Raw genomic sequence first — 18,617 nt, 5'->3', positions numbered from 1 at the left:
CGCCGTTCTCGAGTTGCCGAGGCGCCTGCCCTGGCCGCATCCGCCCCGGCCGCTCCCTCGTTCCGATTTTCCGGATCCGTCGGCCGACCTTCACGCCGGCCCGGCTTCCGGCGAAATTCTCTCGGCTCGTTCCTGCAATTCTCCGTACGGCATGGCCTGCCGCGGGAATTCCTTGGCGCGCGCCGCATCAAGGAAGGTTCCGCATGAACCGCACACGCACGAACGATCCCTTCGCCCGCACCCGAACCGGCCGTACGGGCGCCGGACAGCGCGGCAACCGCTTTGGGGCCGCCCCTTCCGGCCGATCCGGCGGCCCGAACCGTTCGGGGGGCAACGGACGCCGACCGTCCGCACCGCGGAGCGAGTTCGCGCTGCCCGAGACGGTCACCCCGGCACTGCCCGCAGTGGCGGCGTTCGCCGACCTCGCCATGCCGGCGCCGCTGCTGACGGCGCTCGGCCGCCAGGGCGTGACCGAGCCGTTCCCGATCCAGGCGGCGACCCTACCCAACTCCCTTGCGGGGCGGGATGTTCTCGGCCGCGGCCGCACCGGCTCGGGCAAGACCCTCGCCTTCGGCCTCGCCATGCTGGCCCGTACAGCCGGAGAGCGCGCCGAGCCGCGGCAGCCGCTGGCGCTGATCCTGGTCCCGACGCGCGAGCTGGCCCAGCAGGTCACCGAAGCGCTCACTCCGTACGCCCGCGCCGTGCAGCTGCGCCTCGCCACGGTGGTCGGCGGCATGCCGATCGGCAAGCAGGGCAACGCACTTCGCGCCGGGGCGGAGGTCCTCGTCGCGACTCCGGGCCGGCTCAAGGACCTCATCGACCGGGGCTACTGCCGCCTGGACCGCGTCGGCATCACGGTCCTCGACGAGGCCGACCAGATGACCGACATGGGATTCATGCCGCAGGTCACCGAGCTGCTGGACCAGGTGCGGCCGGACGGACAGCGGATGCTGTTCTCGGCCACGCTGGACCGCAACGTCGACCGGCTGGTGCGCCGCTACCTGACCGACCCCGTCGTGCACTCCGTCGACCCCTCGGCAGGCGCCGTCACCACGATGGAACACCATGTGCTCCACGTTCGCGACGCGGAAAAGCACCAGGCCGCCACGGAAATCGCGGCACGCGACGGCCGGGTGATCATGTTCCTGGACACCAAGCACGCCGTCGACCGCCTGACCCGGCACCTGCTGGCGAGCGGGGTACGTGCCGCGGCACTGCACGGGGGCAAGTCCCAACCGCAACGCACGCGCACGCTCGCCCAGTTCAAGTCCGGTCACGTGACGGTGCTGGTGGCCACCAACGTCGCCGCGCGCGGAATCCACGTCGACAACCTCGACCTGGTCGTGAACGTCGACCCGCCCACCGACCACAAGGACTACCTCCACCGCGGCGGCCGCACGGCCCGCGCCGGCGAGTCCGGCAGCGTCGTCACCCTTGTCACGCCCGACCAGCGCCGCAGCATGATCCGACTGATGGCAGCCGCGGGTGTGACCGCGCAGACCACCCAGGTACGCTCCGGCGATGCGGAACTGAGTCGCATCACGGGCGCACAGGCGCCCTCGGGCATCCCGGTCACCATCTCCGCACCTGCCGCGGACCGCACTCCCCGTGAACGGACCCGGGGCGCTTCTTCCCCTCACCGAGGCCGACGGAGCCGTCCCGCGCAGGGCCGGGACACCGGCCGGGCCCCGCGCCGCGCGTCTTCTTGGCCGTCCGCCTCCGACGCGGCGGCCTGACACCTTGGCGACCGAAGCGCCCTCCCTGCCGTCTGTCCTCGTGGAGGCCCCATTGACACCGATTCAGACGCGTCCCGCGGCGGACCACGCCCGTGCCGTCCTTGTCGACACCCCATACGCGTCCGGACCGCGGGTCGGCGTCGACATGACCGTCGAGGTGGCCCTGGCCGTGATGTCCGGCGCCCGAGCCGAGCATCTGTTCCTCTGCGATGAAGACGACCAGTGCACGGGCCTGGTCACCCAGGCCCAACTGGCCGCCGTACGCGACAGCCCGTCGTACACGGACGTCGTCCGCCTCCGGGACGTCATCGACGCGGACCAAGCTCTTGCCATGGCCGTGACGGCGACGCGTGGCGGGGAACTCGCGGTCTGACACCTCCGGTCGCCTGCATACGTCACTTCACGCCGAAGGGGTGGCGGCCACCAGGCGTCCCCGTCCTCTGCCCCCGCTCTTCGGCTCCCTTCGACCTTCTGCGAGGCACAATGCGCTGCGTCATCGCCGGTTTCGCATTCGATCTCTCCCGGCACGGAGTGCTGGAAGCCATGAAGGGCATAAAGCCCGAGCCCATCACGGGCGGCTCCGTGGTCATCGGCCGCCGCCGGTACCCGGTCAAGCAGGTCGGGGGCATCCTCACCCGGCAGGACCGCCGTGACTTCACCGCGGACGAAGTCACCCGAGCCATGAGCCGCCTCGGTTTCACCTGCCGCGTTTCCGAAGATGCACCGCCTCCCGGACTGACACGATTTCAGACCGCCTCGGCGCTGCCCGGCACCGCTGCCCCGGCGTAGCACAGTCCTGCGGACGGGCATCAGCGCATCGCAAACGCCGCCGCGTGGACGGCCGTTCATGCGTCAGGACATGGTGCCCGCGGCGCCGACGCCCCCTCCTGACGATCCGCGGCTCGAACGTGCCGGTCACGTCGCGGGGGCACTCCAATGCGGACTCCGGCACGCGCCAGGTCGGCTGCTGCAACAACCCGCCCTGGCACGTGAGTTGAAGACCCTCCGAACGGGCACGGTCGACCGGCATCGCGATCAACTGCTCGTCCGACACAGCAGCTTCCGACAGCTCACCAGCCGCCCGCTCAGGGGGCGTCTCGGTCGTCATCTCTGGCGTCTCCTTGATCATCAGATCCGCCGTGGATGAGACACTCCCGGCTGCGTGCGCCCGGCGCGGGGCGCCCGGACGTGTCCGTTCAGTACCTGGGGGTGAGGTCCAGGGCGTACAGCTTCTTGTCGAGGCTCGCGACGTAGATGGCGTCCTGGGTGATGGCAGGTGCGGCGACGACGGAGTCTCGGGTCTGGAACGTCCAGCTCTTGAAGCCCTGGGTCATGTCGATCGCGTAGAGCCTTCCGTCTCCGCAGCCGATGTGGACGCTTCCGTGCGCGAGTGTCGGAGCCGCAACGGTGTCGCGGGCGGCGAATGTCCAGCGCCTGGTGCCGGTGCTGCTGTTGACCGCGTGCACCAGCTTCCCGCTGCCGACGACGAGGATGCCGCTCTGGAGGGCGGGGAAGTCCGCCGGTGCACCCGTGTTGTAGGCCCACCGCTGGGTACCCGAGGCGGCGTCGACGGCGTACACGTTGGTGTCGTAACTCGCCGCGTAGACCATCCCGTCCGCAACCACCACCCGGGTCCGCACGGCACTGCCGGTCTTGAACGCCCAGCGCTGCCGGCCGGTGGCCGTGTCGATGGCGTACACGGTGCCGTCCATGCAGCCGATGTAGGCCACGCCGTCCACCACCGTGGGGCGGGCGTAGAACGCGTGCGCGGCGTCGAAGGTCCAGCGCTCCTGCCCGGTGCGTGCGTCCACGGCATGGAGGCGTCCGAGATAGCCGGTGGTGCCCTCACCGGTCGGTTCGGCCCCCCCGCCGACGTAGCAGACCCCGTCGGCCACGGTCGGGTCCCCGCCGTACGGCGTCACCGGGTACGACCACAGCGCAGTTCCGCGCGCGGCATCGACGGCGTGCAGCGCGCTCGAAGCACGTGTGCCGCCGCGGACGTAGGCGATTCCCTCGCTCGTCGTGGGCCTGGACACCTGGTCGCCGCCCAGCTGGTAGACCCAGCGCCGGGCACCGGAGGCCGCGTCGATCGCGTAGAGGCCGCCGTCGTCGCTGGCGACGTAGACCACGCCCTCGTCCGTCACCGGCGCGGTCGGGTTGCCGCCGCCGGTGGCGAACTCCCACTTCTTGGGCGGCGCGTCCGGGTCGGCGGCGCCCGCATCGTCCCACGGGTAGGTCGCGATCGCGGTGCCGGCGGCCGCCGCCCCGCCAAGCGCCAGCAGCACGGCCGAACGACGCGAGAGCCCGCGTCGTCGTTCCGGTACGTCCCGGGGGCCGAAGGCGCCCCAGCGGGCATCGCCGGGGTCGGCGACCGTATCGGTGGTCTCCGGGGCAGCGAGGGGCCGTGGGCCGTGTGCCACAAGGGAGTCGACCGCCGTGGCCGTCTCGGCTCCGTGCCGCGGCGGCGGCGCGTCCGGTGCGGCCGATGCTCGGCCGGGCCGCGGGGCCGACGCCGGGTCGAGGGGGAGGGCCCTGAGCCGGCGGTGGACCTCGTGTGCGGAGGTCGGGCGCTGCGCGGGGTCCTTGGCGAGCAGTTGGGCGGTCAGCTCCGCCACACCGGGAGGCAGATCGGCGCGTAGGGCGCCGAGCGGGACGGGTTCCTGGCGCAGGTGCGCGAACATGAGCGCCATCGGATCCGGTGCCGTGAACGGCGGCTGACCACAGATGAGTTCGTAGAGCATGCAGCCCAGCGCGTACAGGTCCACCCGGCCGTCGCCCGACTGGCCGGAGAAGCGTTCGGGGGCGATGTACGCCGGGGTGCCCACGACCTGGCTCGACCGGGTCGTGGCCGCCGCGTACCGGGCGATCCCGAAGTCGACGACCTTGACCGTGCCGTGGGGTGTCAGCAGAACGTTTGCGGGCTTCAGGTCGCGGTGCACGATGCCCGCGTCGTGCGCGGCAGCCAGCGCGTCGGCGCACTGCGCCGACCAGTCGATCGCGTCGCGCACATCGGGCCGGCCGACCTCCCGCAGCACGCGGGCCAGGTCTCGCCCCGCGACCAGTTCCATAACCACGAACACGGTGCCGTCAGGCTCGCGCCCCAGGTCGTGGACGGTGACGATGCCGGGATGGCTGAGCGCGCCCGCGGTCCGGGCCTCGCGCAGCAGCCCCTGCGGATCACCGCCGCCCGACGGCATGACCTTCACCGCCACACGGCGGGCGATACGGGCGTCGACCGCAGCCCACACCTCCCCCATACCGCCCCGGCCCAACAACTCCTCGAACTGATAGCGCCCGGCCAGCACACGCCCGCCCGCCATACTCGCCCCCGAAATCTCGTCCGCTCGCCCGCCGCCCAGACCCGACGCCGCACGGCGGCAACGCCCGCATGCGGCCAACACCACCGACCCTAGGCCCTCTCCTCCGACGGCCGTTCAGCTTGTCGTGTCCCGGACGGTCTCGGCTTGCGTGACCGCGAGGTCTGCCCGGAGTCACGACGCGAGCAGGACCCGCTTCCGCAGCAGGTCGAAGCCGGCGCGGCCGAACATCCGGCGTTCGAGCATCTTGATGCGGTTCACGTGGCCCTCGACGACACCGCAATGCGAAGGGAGTGTCAGGCCCGCGATAACGGCTTCCCGGTCGCGGTCGATGCCCGCGGCAAGGGTATGGAGGCTGGGGCAGGTCGTCGCAGCGGGCCGCGCCGAGCCAGGCAGACAGGCGTTCGCCGCGGCGCTCGGAAAGCGTGGCGATGTTGGCTGGTCCGTGTCCGGCGCGGATCTTGGAGGCGTCCTCGGCGAACGTGGTGCCGCGGATGTGGTGCAGGGCTTCGATCCGCCAGTGTGCGCGGGCGAGTTCCGCGATGCGCTGTGGGGACGCTTCGCGTGAGGGCATGTCGGCGGCGCCGCCTTCTCGCGGGGGTGCCGTTCCTCGGTCAAGGGACGGCACCTCAGAACAACGGCACGACGGACCGGGCCCGGATCTTGAAACCCGTCGCGCGCCGCAAGGTGGGCTTTTGCAGCGACTCCTGGAACCCAAGATCAGGGAGAGGCCTCTGACGGTGTGCACAGCAGCAAACGACAGCAGCCGCTATACGTCGCGGTGTTCGAGCAGCCAGGCGGCGACCGCGGTTGTGGCTGCGGAGTACAGCGCACATGCGGCCAGGGCTGCGGCCGTTGAGGGGCGGTCATGTTGGCCTGACGCAGTGGTGCTGGACAACGACTGGAACACCGGTTGCAGGGTGTACCGGTGGAGGGCCGGCGTGGCCGCCGTGGCCATCGGGGCGACGAAGAACAAGCCGAACAGGAGCGCAAGAGCCCCTGCTGTGTGGCGGACGACGAAGCCGAGGGCCAGGCCCAGAAGAGCCATGACTGCGACGAACGCGCCAGTCGTGGCGACTGCACGCAATACGTGGGGCGTGCCCAGGTCGACGTCGAGGTGCTTGGCGGCGAGGATTGATTGCCCGACGAAGAACGTCGCGAAGGCGATCGCTTCGCCGACGGCGAGCGTGGCCGCTCCGATGACCGCGGTCTTCGCCGCGAGGAGGCGGCGGCGCCTGGGTGCCGCCGTCAGGGTCGTGCGGATCAGGCCAGTCCCGAACTCGGAGCCCGAGGCGAGTACCCCCACGGTGCCTGCGCACAGGATGACCACGTAGAAGCCGCCGCTGAAGCCGAAGCGCACGGGGTCGAAGTCCGCGCGTTTCTCGGCACTCATGCCGTCCCAATCGTCGACCAGTTGGTGATAGTCGAACGCGCCGAGCGCGATGGCTGCTGCGGCCGCGAGCAGAATTGCGCCGTAGGTCGACCGTACTGATGCGAGTTTGATCCACTCCGAGCGCACCAGTCCGCGCATGGTCATCGCCGTCCCTCGACCGTGTTGTCGACCGCTGCCGCGTAAGCGTCTTCGAGTGTGCCGCCGCGGACGAATGCGGTCATCGGCGCGTCGGCAACGACCTGCCCGCGGGCGAGGACGATCACGTGGTCGGTGGTGTTCTCCATCTCGCTCATCAGGTGGCTGGACACGAACACGGTGCGCCCCTCGGCAGCCATGTCGCGCAGCAGCGTGCGGATCCAGCGGATGCCTTCCGGGTCAAGGCCGTTGACCGGCTCGTCGAGGACGAGGATCCGCGGGTCGCCCAGCAGCGCACACGCGATCCCCAGCCGCTGCCGCATTCCGAGCGAGTAACCGCGGACCCGGCGCCGCGCCGCATCCGCGAGTCCGACGAGCTCCAGCACCTCGACGACCCTGCGTCGCGCGATCCCGTGCGTGGCCGCCACGCTCTCCAGGTGCCGGAACCCGCTGCGCCCCGGATGCACAGCGCCCGCGTCCAGCAACGCCCCAGCCGTGTGCAGCGGTTCGGCAAGGCCGCGGTAGGGCCGACCGTCTACCAGCGCGTGGCCGGACGTCGGTGCGTCGAGCCCGAGGACGACCCGCATGGTCGTCGACTTGCCCGCGCCATTCGGGCCGAGGAAGCCGGTCACCCGGCCTGGAGCCACCGTGAAGGAGACCCCGTCGACGGCGGTCTTGGGTCCGTAGCGTTTGACGAGCCCGCGGACTTCGATCATGTCTGCTCCTGTCGACCGATGCGATACACCCGACAGCCTCGCGACCGAGGGCGTTGCGAGCGTCTCGCCGCGGTGAGAATTCCGCCCGGCGTTCTCCGACCGTGGTCATAGGTCTCGCGAGCGATGGCCGAACGCGCGGCCGTGATTACGCTCGCCTGCATGAACGCGGAACGATTCGCCGCCCCCGGGACTCCGCTTCACCGGCGGCTGAAACCCAGCCAATGGGTTCTCGTGGACGTCGCGGCTGCCGCGTTGGCGCTGCCGATCGCCTGGACGCGGGTGCTGGACGCCCGCGACAGTTATGACCCGCACGGCCGCGGATACCCACCTCCAGGCTCCGGCCAGGTCGTGCTCGCCCTGGCCGCGACCGTGGTGTTCGCATTCGCGTTCGCCCTGCGCCGGTTCGGCCCGGTGTGGGCGGCGGGTGCGGTGTTCGCCGCGTGGGTCCCGGTGGTCGCCGTGGACGGCGAGGTGACGCTCTCCCTGGTCGTCGGCGGGCCGTTCATGGTGCTGGCGGCGATGGGAGTCGTGTACACGGCCGCCGTAGTCCACCGCCCGCGCGCGGGGGCCGCGGTACTCGCGCTGATGCTGGGTGCCGGTGCGTCGTGGTGGCTGGGCATGGGCGATCTGCGGCGCACCGCGTGGCTGGCCATCGGTTTCCCCCTCGCGGCGTGGGCGGTCGGCTCCGCGGTCGGCCGCAACCGTGTCTACGCCGCCGAGCTACGCCGCCGCGAGGCCGAGCTCGTCCGCGCCGAAGCCACCGAAGAGCGGCTGCGCCTCGCCCGCGAGCTCCACGACGTGATCGCGCACAGCCTGAGCGTCGTCAACGTCCAAGCAGGTTACGGCGGTTACGTGCTCGAGAACCGACCCGACCAGGCCCGCGAGGTGCTTGCGGTGATCCAGCGCACCAGCCGCGAGACGATCGCGGAGATGCGCGGCTTGCTGTCCGTTCTCCGAGGCGTGGACGACGCCGAGCGCGTGCCGGCGCCGACGTTGGCCGACCTGCCGGAACTGGTGCGCGGAACATCCCGCGCCGGCCTGCGGGTCGAACTGTCTTGCAACGGCCCCGCACGCGCACTGCCGCCGGGCGTCGAGCTGTGCGCGTACCGGATCGCCCAGGAGGCACTGGCGAACGTCGTTCGGCACGCGGGAGCCCGCTCGGCCCGGGTCGTACTGACGTACAGTGACCGCGACCTCGCTGTCGAGATCGGCGACGACGGCACGGCCAAGCCGACTCCTGCGGCCGTCGCTGACGGTCACGGCCTCGGCGGGATGCGCGAACGCGTCGCCCTCTACGGCGGCACGTTCACTGCCGGCCCGCGTCCGGGCGGCGGCTTCCGGGTCACCGCCGTGCTGCCGATCCCGGCGCCCGCCGACACCACCGGGGTGGCGGCGTGACGATCAGCGTCCTCGTCGCCGACGACCAGGCCCTCGTACGCGTCGGCCTGTGCGGCATCATCGACGCGGCCGAAGGCTTCACCCTGGTCGGCGAAGCGGCCACCGGCCGAGCGGCGGTCGACCTCGCCCGCCGAGCACTCCCCGACGTGGCCCTCATGGACATCCGGATGCCCGACCTCGACGGCCTCGCCGCGACCCGCGAACTGACCGGCCCTGCGGGCGTTCCCGGCACCCGGGTCCTGATCCTGACGACCTTCGGTCTCGACGAATACATCTTCGAGGCCCTGCGCGGCGGGGCCAGCGGCTTCCTGCTCAAGGACACGCCGCCGGCCGAACTGCTTGCCGCCATCCGCGTCGTCGCCGCAGGTGACGCCCTGTTGTCCCCGGCGGTGACTCGGCGGCTGATCACCGAGTTCGCCGCGACCGACCGCCGGCCGGCATCCCCCCACAGCACGTTGGCGGGGATCACACCGCGCGAGTCTGAGGTCCTGGCCCTCATCGCGGCGGGGCTCACGAACAACGAGATCGCCGCTCGCCTCCACGTCGGTGAAGGCACGGTGAAGACGCACGTCGGTCACCTGCTGACCAAACTCCGTGCCCGGGACCGCGTCCACCTTGTGATCATCGCCTACCGCAACGGGATGGCGGTGCCGTAACGAGCACTGTCGTCCTGCACGGCGGGCCCGATACGTCAGCGGGATCCAATCGTCATCGTGGCGCCTTTCGGGGGACGGCCTCCACGCGCGTCCGACTCGTCCGGCATCAGCCGACCGTCTCCTGCCGCGACGTGCAGCACGTCCACGACCCGCTCGGGGTCCGCGCGACAGGCCCGCAGGAAACGGTATGGGGGTTCAACTCCACCCAGCGTGCGCATCCGGGCGTCGCCCCTGCCGTACGCGCGCACCGGCTGCCGGATCTCCAGCACCGGACCGCGCCGGACGGGCGGCATCGGAGCACTCCGGCAGGCGGGCGGATCCGCGGTGTACCCAGGCATACCCACGGGCCGGCACGTGTCCACGGAGACCCGCTCGTCCCGCCCGGCGTCCGCCGGCCCGGCGCGCGGTGTCCGTTGTCGTCCGCGCGGCGGTGCAAACCGTGGAGAATAGGGCTCAACCGCGGTGCTAGCCCGCCCGCCTGTCGGCATTCCCCGGGTTCCCCATGGGGGCATTATGGATTTTCGTCACCTTGAGTACTTCAGAGCTGTTGTGGAGGCCGGCTCGGTCTCCCAGGCCGCCAAGAATCTGAACATGACGCAGCCGCCGGTGAGCCAGGCCATCGCGAAACTGGAGGCGGAACTGGGGGTGCGCCTGCTGGAGCGGACCGCGAAAGGCGTCCATCCCACCCAGGCCGGGTTCTACTTGCTGTCCAAAGGCGGGCGCCTCATCGCCGACCGCGATCGCACGGTGGAGACGTTGCGGCTGATGGGGGAAGGCGCCGTCGGGGACCTGCACATCGGCGTGGAACCCATGGTCATCAACGAGATCGTGGCGGACGTGCTGGCCGAGTTCCTCAAGACGTCGCCGGGTGTGCGGGTGTCGCTGACCGACGTCACTCCCGACGTGATCGTCCAGGGCATTCGGACGGGCGAGCTCGACATGGGATGCGTCCCCTTCACGCCGAGCCAGTTCGCCCCCTTCGTGAACGAGTTCTGCGACTGGGAACCCGTCATGGGAATCGAGATCAAGCTCGCGGTGCCGCGGAACCGTGCGCGCGAGCATCACCCCGACGGCCGGGGATGGGGCCGCTGGATTCTGCCGTACCGCATCCCGGCGTTCGTCGGCATGCCGGACATCGTCGAGCGCGCCCTCGCCGACGACGAAACGTTCGAGGTCCTCGAGGTGTCCACACCGCAGACGGCCGTGGCCTTCGTGGCGGCCGGGCTCGGCGTGGCTCCGGTGACCTGGCGCATCGCGGGAAAGTCCGACGCCGTCGTCCTCCTCGACGCCCCGAAATGGCTGGCCCCGATGGCGGCGACGCTGCTGTGGCGGCGTGACAGGGAACTCAATCCGCTGATGCAGGGATGGCTGCGGGCCACCCGGAGTGCCGCGGAATATCGGCGCACGTTCATCTCCTGAGAAGAATCCTCCGGAGCCATATGGGGAAGTAGCACCCCCTCCCTTGCGGCGCATATGGGAGGGGTTCGAGAAACGCAAGACCGGGGCGCGAAAAGCAGTCGAGAAATCCTGTGACCTGCGTCACGAAGAGCCGTCGGCCCGCATTGGGTCCAACCCTTTGGTTGCTTAAGAAGTGCCTGGTCATGCCCGCTTTTCTCGAGGACGGCGAGCCTCGTCGGAAGCCCCGGGCCGCGTCGCGCCGCGTGCTTCATCCGCGTGCGCCGGCCGACACCTATTGCGGCCGCCTGGGTGCCGTGTAAGTCTCCCGTCAATTCAACGCCGCAGGTGGTGTCCAACATTCCGTCGGGTGGGCAATGGCAGTCGGAACCGACTGCGTCCCCTGTTTCCCGAATTGATGACGGTCGCCTGGTCGGGCCGCTAGTGGGAGGTGTCGTGTCATGCATGCGGAAAGCGCCGGTATTTCGGTAGGGAATCGTGGAGATCGTGATTACATCCCCTTCACCGGGGAGGAGTACCTCGCGAGTCTCGACGACGGCCGGGAAGTCTGGATCTACGGCGAGCGGGTGGCGAACGTCGCCGAGCACCCCGCGTTCCGCAACTCGGCCCGCATGCTCGCCCGCATGTACGACGCCCTGCACGACCCGGCCCGCAAGGACGTCCTGACCGTCCCGACCGAATGGGGAGGGTTCACCCACCCCTTCTACCGCGCGCCGCACAGCGTCGAGGAGCAGGTGGCTTCCCGGGACGCGATCGCCGAATGGCAGCGGATCACCTGGGGCTGGATGGGCCGTTCTCCCGACTACAAGGGCTGCTTCCTCGGAACCCTCGGCGCGAACGCGGAGTTCTACCGCGGGTTCGAGGACAACGCGCGCAACTGGTACCGCAAGGCCCAGGAGAAGACGTGGTACATCAACCACGCCATCATGAACCCTCCGGTCGACCGCGGCCTCGGTGCCGACGCCGGCAAGGACGTGTTCATCCGGGTCACGAAGGAGACCGACGCCGGTTTCTACGTCTCCGGCGCCAAGGTCGTGGCGACCGGTTCCGCGTTGACGCACTACACCTTCGTCGGCCACGTGGGCCAGGTCGCCGTGCAGGACCCGGCGTTCTCGCCCGTGTTCATCACGCCGACGAACGCGCCCGGCGTGAAACTGCTCTGCCGTACGTCCAACGAGTACCGGGCAGCGGCGCTGGGCAGCCCGTTCGACTACCCCCTGTCGAGCCGGCTGGACGAGAACGACGCGATCCTGGTGCTCGACAACGTGTTCGTCCCGTGGGAGAACACGCTCATCTACAACGACCTGGAGCAGGCCAACAAGTACAACATCCACTCGGGATACCTGGAGCGCGCGTCCCTGCACGGCTGCACCCGGTTCGCCGTCAAGATGGACTTCCTGGTCGGCATGCTGGCGCGTGCCCTCGACGTCACCGGGGCGGGCCAGTTCCACGGGGTCATGTCCCAGCTCGGCGAAGTCATCGCCTGGCGCAACACGTTCTGGGCGCTGTCGGACGCGATGGCGAAGAGCGCGGTGCCGTGGAAGGGCGGCATGATCCAGCCCGACCCGCAGTTCGCCGGCGCGTACCGCGTCATGAACCAGCTGGCGATGCCGAAGATCAAGAACATCATCGAGCAGGTGGTGGCCAGCGGCCTGATCTACCTGAACTCCCACGTCGACGACTTCAAGACCCCGGAGATCCGCGGCTACCTGGACACCTACCTGCGCGGCACGGGCGGCATCGATGCCGTGGAGCGCGTCAAGGTCATGAAGATGCTCTGGGACTCCATCGGTACGGAGTTCGGCGCCCGGCACGAGCTGTACGAGATCAACTACATCGGCAGCAACGACGTCACGCGCCAGACCAACCTGTTCAGCGCGCGCGGCACCGGACTCCTCGACTACTGCAAGGACTTCGCGCAGAGCGCCATGGACGAGTACGACCTGGACGGCTGGACCGTGCCCGACCTGGTCGGTCCCGGCGACGTCAGCATCCTCAAGCGCTGACGTTCCCGCCCGCCCGAGGACTCCCCCCGCACATCGGCGACGGTGCACACCGATCCCGCGCCGAACGCTCACCCACCACAGGAGGATTCCGTGGCAACGGCAGTCGATGCTGCCCAAGTGACCTACGAGGCACCGGATCTCGTGGTCATGGAGAAGTTTCTGACCGCCTTCGGCATGACCAAGGCGGCAGGCAGCGACGAGAACGTGCTCTACATGCGGGGCACGGGCACGCAGCACCACATCCACGTGACCCGCAAAGCCGACCGGCAGCGCTTCATCGGCGCCTCCATCGAGGTCGCCGCGTTCGACGACCTCGTCGAACTCGCCACGAAGCCCGGTTCGTCCCCGGTCCGGAAGTCGACCGAGCCCGGCGGCGGCCACGAGGTCGCCATGACCATGCCCGACGGCATCGAGATCCGGGCCGTCTGGGGCAGGGAGCGCGCGGAACCGCTGCCCGACCGGCAGCCGTTCGCGATGAACAACCTGCGGGACAAGCACCGGGTGAACGCCGTGGTCCGCCAGTCCGTCGGGCCGTGCGCGGTGGCGCGGTTGGGCCACTTCGTGCTGCATGTCCGGGACCATGACGCGTCGATGGCCTGGCTGTACGAACGCTTCAACTTCCTGCCCTCGGACCATTTCGTCCCGCCGGGCGAAGAGAGCCCCGTCGTCGGCACCTTCGTCAGGCTGGACCTGGGCGAACGGCTCGTGGACCACCACTTCATGCTCGTCCTCCAGTCGGACTGGGCCGGTGTGCACCACAGCGCCTACGAAGTGGCGGACCTGGACGCGGTGATGGCGTCGCACGAGCACCTGCTGAGCCTGGGCTACACCCATGACGTCGGAGTCGGCCGCCACCTGCTGGGCAGCCAGATCTTCGACTACTGGAAGGACCCGTTCGGCTTCCGCATCGAGCACTACACCGACGGCGACGTGGTGGATGCCGGACACCGGCCGGCCAAGTTCAACGGGACCGCGAGCGACACCACGCAGTGGGGGCATCGCCCGCCGCCGGAGTTCTTCGGATGACCGGCGCGGCGCACGAGCGCTCTCCCGAAGCCTGGCGGGCGGACGTCCGCGAGCAGTTGGCGCGCGCGGGCTCGGCCACCGTCGCGAACATGCTCCTGAGGCGCGGCTTGCGCAACACGGTCATGTCCGGAGTCCGGCCCCTGGCATCCGACCAGCCCCCACTGGTGGGCCCGGCCTACACGCTGCGGTTCATCCCCGCGCGTGAGGACATCGACACCCTCGCCAACTACGCGAGCGACGACAACCTGCATCGGCGGGCGATCGAGGAGTGCCCGCCGGGCGCGGTACTGGTGATCGACGCGTTCGGCTGCACGGCCGCGGCGTCCATGGGCGACATGATGGCGGAGCGGCTGAAGCACCGCGGCGTGCCGGGAGTGGTGACCGACGGCGGCTACCGCGATTCCGCGGCGATCCGGGAGACCGGGCTGTCGTGCTTCCAGCGGGACAACGCGCCGAAGGCGACGCCGATCGCGCTGCACCCGGTCGCGTTGGACGAGCCTGTCGGCTGCGGCGGCGTGGCCGTATATCCCGGCGATGTCCTGGTGGGCGATGCCGACGGCGTCGCGGTCATTCCCCGCGATCTCGTGGCGGCGGTTGCCGCGGAAGCCGCCGACGCGGTCGCCTACGAGGCGTTTGCGGCGGTCGAACTCCGAAATGGCCGGAGCCTGTTCGGCCTCTTCCCCGGGACACCGGAGAGCTTCCTGGAATACCGAGCATGGGTGGCCGCGGGCCGCCCGGGTCTGGAGTAGCAGTGGACGTCAATCCCGAATTCGTGAAGTCGCTCGAAGTGCTGATCCACGCCGCCGACCTCAAGGACGAGGACTGGATCGACTACCCGGAATACGGATTCCGCCAGTACTTCCTGTTCAAGAACGGGGACACCGGGGCCAGCATCGCGCTGTTGGAATACCACAAGGGCGGCACGATCCCCACCAAGCACACCCACGCCTCGAACCAGTTCATGTACTGCCTCGAAGGCGACTACGAGTACACCGACACCGGGATGCGGCTGCGGCCGGGCTCGTTCTACATGAACCCGAAGGACCACCCGCACGGGCCGACGCTGGCCCACGAGCGCAGCGTCCTCATCGAGATCTACGACGGCCCGCACTACTACGAGAAGCCCGAATACCACACCGACGCGACGATCGGCGGATTCCTCGCACAGAAATGACGGCCCAGAGGCCGCCGAAGTCTGTTGCAGGACCGCGCACTGGATAGGGACTGATGATGACCGGGAAAGTTTTCGACACCGCCGAGGTGCTCGCCGCGTTCGGTCTGGACCGCGTGCACGCCGGCACTTACACCGACTCCCTGGGCTGGGGCACCGCCGAAGGAAAACCGGTCGTCGAGGCAGTGTGCCCGGCCGACGGCGAGGTCGTGGGCCGGGTCGCGGCCTCGGACGAGCGGGACTACGAGGCGGTTGTGGCCGCCGCCGTCGCGACGCAGCAGACGTGGCGGATGGTTCCGGCCCCGCGACGCGGCGAATTCGTGCGCCGGATAGGCCAGTTGGTCGAGGAGAACATCGACAGCCTGGCGGCCGTCGTCTGCCTGGACACCGGCAAATCGACGATGGAGGCCAAGGGAGAGCTTCGCGAAGTCGTCGACATGTCGGTGCTGGCAGCCGGCCAAGCGCGCATGATGTACGGCTTCACCCAGCAGTCCCAGCGCGCCGAACACCGCATGTACGACCAGTGGTTGCCGCTGGGTGTGGTCGGGCTGATCAGCGCGTACAACTTCCCCGCCGCGGTCTGGGCACAGAACGGCTTCCTCTCCGCGATCGCCGGGAACACGGTGGTCTGGAAGCCGAGCCCGAAGGTGCCGCTGACCGCCATCGCGATGCAGAAGCTCGTCAACACGGCGGCGGCCGAGTTGGGCTGCGAAGGCGTCTTCTCGCTGCTCATCCCGCAGGACAACGCCGTCGCGGAGCGGCTGCTCTCCGACACCCGCATCGCCATGATCTCGTTCACCGGCTCGACCGCGGTGGGTCGGAAGGTCGCCGACATCGTCGGATCGACGCTCGGCCGCCGGTACCAGCTGGAGTGCTCCGGCAACAACGGCTGCATCGTCGACGAGACAGCTGATCTCGAACTCGCGGCCAAGGCACTGACGTTCGGTGTCCTCGGCACGACCGGGCAGCGGTGCACGAGCACGCGGCGCGTCATTGCCCACGAGAGCATCGCCGAAGAACTGGTTGCGCTCATGAAGACGGCGTTCGACCGGATCGCCATCGGCGATCCGCGTGACGAGGACACGGTCGTGGGCCCCCTGATCGACCGTCAGGCGGTCGCGGACTACCAACGCGTCCTCGCCGGCGCCCAGCGCGACGGGGCCACCGTCGTGTACGGCGGCAAGCCGATCGACCGGCCGGGCCTGTACGTCGAGCCGGCGATCGTCACCGGCGTCGAACCGCACTTCGACATCGCCCAGTCGGAGACCTTCGCGCCGATCGTGTCGGTGCTGACGTACCGCGACCTCGACGAGGCCATCGCGATTCACAACGGCGTCGCCCAGGGACTGGCTTCCGGGATGCACAGCACCAACCTGACCAATATCGAGACTTTCCTGTCGGCCCGCGGCAGCGACTGCGGAATTGTCCGCATCAACATGGGCACCACCGGCGCCGACGTGGGTTCCGCGTTCGGCGGAGAAAAGGAGACCGGCGGCGGCAGGACCGCCGGATCGGACGCCTGGAAGGGGTTCATGCGGCGCCAGAGCGTCTGCGTGAACTGGGGCGGAACCTCCGCCTGGGACAACCGGATCGAATTCTGAGGGACCGTGCCATGAAGAAACAGCGTATTTACTCCGACGCCGTGCGCGAGCCGGCCCCGAAAATGTGGTCGAACTGCGTCCGGGCCGACGACCTGATCATGGTCTCGGGCATGACCGCGCGCGGCGCGGACGGCGAGACCGTCCTCGGCGATACCGCGTACCAGCAGGCCAAAACCGTCTTCCAGAAGATCAAGGACCTGATCGAAGCCGCGGACGCGGCCATGGACGACATCGTCAAGATGACCATCTTCGTGACGGACATCAGCGACAACACCCAGGTGTGGAAGGCCCGTCAGGAGTTCTTCTCGGGAGATTTCCCCGCCTGTTCCCTCGTCGAGGTCGCGGCGCTTGCCAAGCCGGAGATCTTGCTCGAAATCGAAGCCATAGCCATCGCGGGATGCAGCCGAGACTGACCGCCGGGACAGATTCCAGGCACGCCCCGCGGACTCCGCATCCGGCTCCCCTTCATTGACGGGTAGGAACTGTGTCCGAACAGTTGAGAACAAGACGTCCCCTGTCCGCCGATTCCGCGTTGGCCGCCGCCGCCGAAGACCACGCCCTGGTCAGCGTGCCGACTGCCGAACGCAAGAGCGGATACCAGCTCGCGCTCAGCCCGATCAGCGTGGCAACCGCGCTCGTCGTCTTCGCCATCGCGGGCTTCACCGTGGTACTCGCCGGATTCGCGCTGGGGATGCTCGTCGGCGTCCTCGTGGCCGCCTTCGCCGTCGTCCTCGGCAAGGCACTCGGGCGCATGGCCTTCGAGACCGGCATGTCGAGCACCCTGACCTCCCGGTTCTTCGGGTTCGGTTTCGCGGGCTCGGCGATCGGCTCGGTCATCTTCGCGGTGATGATCCTCGGCTTTCTCGCCGTCGAGGCCGCGCTGCTGTACCACGGCACCCTGCTGATGTTCGACCTGCCCGATTCGTGGACGATGCGCATCCTCATCTACGGCGGCATGACGCTGCTGTGGATCGCGCTCGCCATCTTCGGCATCAACCTGGCCCTGCGCGCGTCCGGCGTGCTCGTGGCCGTCACCCTGCTGGTGGCCGTCTACATGATCGTCAAGATCTACGCGGTCGACGGCGCCGATCCGACCGACGTCTTCACCTATCGGGGCGTCGTTCCCGGGGGCTGGTGGCCCCGGTTCGAGGCGGCCGTCTCCGTCATGGGCGCCACCGCCGGAACCATCGCCCTGGTCACCGCGGACTTCGCCCGGTACTGCCGCACCCGCCGCGACGTGACGATCCTGGCCACGGCCGGCCCGGTCACGCAGAACATCCTGATGACCGTCCTGGGATCGCTCGTCGTGATCGGCGGCATGCCGGACGTCATCGCCTACCTGATGGACCACAACACAGGCATGACCCCCGAAGCCGCGGGTGCCGCGGGCAGCGCGTACGTCATGGGGAACACCGGGGCGTTCTTCGTCATCTTCGCCGGCTGGGCGGGCTTCATCACGATCTATGCCGCGCAGGCCAAAGCCCAGGCCATCAACGCCTATTCGGGGTCGCTGTCGCTCGTCAACCTGGTGAACTCGCTCACCGGGCGCAAGCCCGCCCGAGCGGTGATGGTCGTCGTCGGCAACATCGTCGCCCTGCTGATGATCTGCGCGGGAATCCTCGAGAAGTTCACCACCTACCTGGCCTACCTGGGCGCGATGACGCTCGCCATGTGCGGGGTCATGATCGCGGACTACTACCTGGTCAGGCGGGCGCGGTTCGACCGGACCACCCACCGGGTGGAGAAGTGGAACTGGGCGGGCGTCCTCACCCTGGTCGCATCCGCCGCGGTCGGCATCGTGCTCATGCACACCGACGTGTTCGACCTGGGATTCCTCGTGTCGTTCGCCTGCGCGTGCCTCCTCTACCCGGTGCTGCGGTACTGGATGCCGGAAGGCACCGGCACCTCGTTCGTCGCGGGGGAGGAAGCCGTCCACGAGGCCCATTGACCGGACGCCGGCGCCCCGGCGGGCCGCCGCGGCGGCGGCGCCCCCCAAACCCCCCCGCGCAGCGGGCGGGGCCCCCCTGAGTACAGGGGGTTGGGGGT

Annotated in this window: 15 protein-coding genes and 1 pseudogene; 13 read left to right on the top strand and 3 right to left on the bottom strand. The window is 69.5% G+C overall.

What is annotated here, in order from left to right:
* The first annotated feature begins 203 nt into the window (after window positions 1–203).
* From ACPA54_RS02875 to ACPA54_RS02865, 3 genes are all read left to right on the top strand, one after another.
* A complete protein-coding gene (locus tag ACPA54_RS02875; protein WP_423526410.1) occupies window positions 204–1,736 on the top strand; it encodes a DEAD/DEAH box helicase in 1,533 nt (510 codons plus the stop codon).
* A gap of 52 nt (window positions 1,737–1,788) precedes the next feature.
* Window positions 1,789–2,109, top strand: a complete 321-nt coding sequence (locus tag ACPA54_RS02870; RefSeq protein ID WP_423526408.1) for a CBS domain-containing protein — start codon at window positions 1,789–1,791, stop codon at window positions 2,107–2,109.
* Window positions 2,110–2,219: 110 nt separating this feature from the next.
* A complete protein-coding gene (locus ACPA54_RS02865; protein WP_423526407.1) occupies window positions 2,220–2,525 on the top strand; it encodes an SCO5918 family protein in 306 nt (101 codons plus the stop codon).
* Window positions 2,526–2,932: 407 nt separating this feature from the next.
* Here the strand turns inward: ACPA54_RS02865 and ACPA54_RS02860 are convergent, their stop codons facing one another.
* From ACPA54_RS02860 to ACPA54_RS02850, 3 genes and pseudogenes are all read right to left on the bottom strand, one after another.
* Window positions 2,933–5,056: a protein kinase domain-containing protein gene (locus tag ACPA54_RS02860; protein WP_423526405.1), complete on the bottom strand. Its 2,124-nt coding sequence runs from the start codon at window positions 5,054–5,056 to the stop codon at window positions 2,933–2,935.
* A 766-nt stretch (window positions 5,057–5,822) separates the two neighbouring features.
* Window positions 5,823–6,590 (bottom strand): ABC transporter permease, encoded by a 768-nt coding sequence (locus ACPA54_RS02855; RefSeq protein WP_423526403.1) that lies wholly within the window; start codon window positions 6,588–6,590, stop codon window positions 5,823–5,825.
* Between the two features lie 59 nt (window positions 6,591–6,649).
* A pseudogene (locus ACPA54_RS02850) lies at window positions 6,650–7,297 on the bottom strand (ABC transporter ATP-binding protein); the annotation flags it as partial.
* 159 nt (window positions 7,298–7,456) lie between these two features.
* Here ACPA54_RS02850 and ACPA54_RS02845 point away from each other — a divergent pair.
* From ACPA54_RS02845 to ACPA54_RS02800, 10 genes are all read left to right on the top strand, one after another.
* Window positions 7,457–8,695, top strand: coding sequence for a sensor histidine kinase (locus ACPA54_RS02845; RefSeq protein WP_423526402.1), 1,239 nt, complete (start codon window positions 7,457–7,459; stop codon window positions 8,693–8,695).
* On the top strand, window positions 8,692–9,351 hold the full coding sequence (locus tag ACPA54_RS02840) for a response regulator (protein ID WP_423526400.1): 660 nt from the start codon (window positions 8,692–8,694) through the stop codon (window positions 9,349–9,351). Before ACPA54_RS02845 ends, ACPA54_RS02840 begins: the two co-directional genes overlap by 4 nt.
* A gap of 513 nt (window positions 9,352–9,864) precedes the next feature.
* Complete coding sequence (locus tag ACPA54_RS02835) at window positions 9,865–10,770, top strand: LysR family transcriptional regulator (RefSeq protein ID WP_423526399.1); 906 nt, start codon at window positions 9,865–9,867, stop codon at window positions 10,768–10,770.
* A gap of 437 nt (window positions 10,771–11,207) precedes the next feature.
* The gene (locus tag ACPA54_RS02830) at window positions 11,208–12,773 is read left to right on the top strand and encodes a 4-hydroxyphenylacetate 3-hydroxylase N-terminal domain-containing protein (protein WP_423526397.1); all 1,566 of its coding nucleotides are present in this window, start codon (window positions 11,208–11,210) and stop codon (window positions 12,771–12,773) included.
* A gap of 90 nt (window positions 12,774–12,863) precedes the next feature.
* Window positions 12,864–13,799, top strand: coding sequence for a VOC family protein (locus ACPA54_RS02825; protein WP_423526395.1), 936 nt, complete (start codon window positions 12,864–12,866; stop codon window positions 13,797–13,799).
* On the top strand, window positions 13,796–14,548 hold the full coding sequence (locus tag ACPA54_RS02820) for an RraA family protein (protein WP_423526393.1): 753 nt from the start codon (window positions 13,796–13,798) through the stop codon (window positions 14,546–14,548). Before ACPA54_RS02825 ends, ACPA54_RS02820 begins: the two co-directional genes overlap by 4 nt.
* 2 nt (window positions 14,549–14,550) lie before the next feature.
* Window positions 14,551–14,973: a cupin domain-containing protein gene (locus ACPA54_RS02815; RefSeq protein WP_423526391.1), complete on the top strand. Its 423-nt coding sequence runs from the start codon at window positions 14,551–14,553 to the stop codon at window positions 14,971–14,973.
* 56 nt (window positions 14,974–15,029) lie between these two features.
* The gene (locus ACPA54_RS02810) at window positions 15,030–16,571 is read left to right on the top strand and encodes an aldehyde dehydrogenase family protein (RefSeq protein WP_423526390.1); all 1,542 of its coding nucleotides are present in this window, start codon (window positions 15,030–15,032) and stop codon (window positions 16,569–16,571) included.
* 11 nt (window positions 16,572–16,582) lie between these two features.
* Window positions 16,583–16,984, top strand: coding sequence for a RidA family protein (locus tag ACPA54_RS02805; RefSeq protein ID WP_423526388.1), 402 nt, complete (start codon window positions 16,583–16,585; stop codon window positions 16,982–16,984).
* 83 nt (window positions 16,985–17,067) lie between these two features.
* Window positions 17,068–18,519, top strand: coding sequence for a purine-cytosine permease family protein (locus ACPA54_RS02800; RefSeq protein ID WP_423526387.1), 1,452 nt, complete (start codon window positions 17,068–17,070; stop codon window positions 18,517–18,519).
* Window positions 18,520–18,617: the final 98 nt, after the last annotated feature.

Source organism: Uniformispora flossi (assembly GCF_049534875.1).
GTDB classification, from domain to species: Bacteria; Actinomycetota; Actinomycetes; order Streptomycetales; family Streptomycetaceae; genus Yinghuangia; species Yinghuangia aomiensis.
Note: the sequence above shows the minus strand (reverse complement) of the source record. Positions and strands in the feature narration are given on the sequence as shown.

Excerpts from the sequence above, each read along its gene's own strand:
- ACPA54_RS02835 (WP_423526399.1), top strand. The coding sequence starts at position 9,865 with ATGGATTTTCGTCACCTTGAGTACTTCAGAGCTGTTGTGGAGGCCGGC.
- ACPA54_RS02860 (WP_423526405.1), bottom strand. The coding sequence starts at position 5,056 with ATGGCGGGCGGGCGTGTGCTGGCCGGGCGCTATCAGTTCGAGGAGTTG.
- ACPA54_RS02820 (WP_423526393.1), top strand. The coding sequence starts at position 13,796 with ATGACCGGCGCGGCGCACGAGCGCTCTCCCGAAGCCTGGCGGGCGGAC.
- ACPA54_RS02865 (WP_423526407.1), top strand. The coding sequence starts at position 2,220 with ATGCGCTGCGTCATCGCCGGTTTCGCATTCGATCTCTCCCGGCACGGA.
- ACPA54_RS02830 (WP_423526397.1), top strand. The coding sequence starts at position 11,208 with ATGCATGCGGAAAGCGCCGGTATTTCGGTAGGGAATCGTGGAGATCGT.
- ACPA54_RS02845 (WP_423526402.1), top strand. The coding sequence starts at position 7,457 with ATGAACGCGGAACGATTCGCCGCCCCCGGGACTCCGCTTCACCGGCGG.
- ACPA54_RS02805 (WP_423526388.1), top strand. The coding sequence starts at position 16,583 with ATGAAGAAACAGCGTATTTACTCCGACGCCGTGCGCGAGCCGGCCCCG.
- ACPA54_RS02810 (WP_423526390.1), top strand. The coding sequence starts at position 15,030 with ATGACCGGGAAAGTTTTCGACACCGCCGAGGTGCTCGCCGCGTTCGGT.
- ACPA54_RS02855 (WP_423526403.1), bottom strand. The coding sequence starts at position 6,590 with ATGACCATGCGCGGACTGGTGCGCTCGGAGTGGATCAAACTCGCATCA.
- ACPA54_RS02875 (WP_423526410.1), top strand. The coding sequence starts at position 204 with ATGAACCGCACACGCACGAACGATCCCTTCGCCCGCACCCGAACCGGC.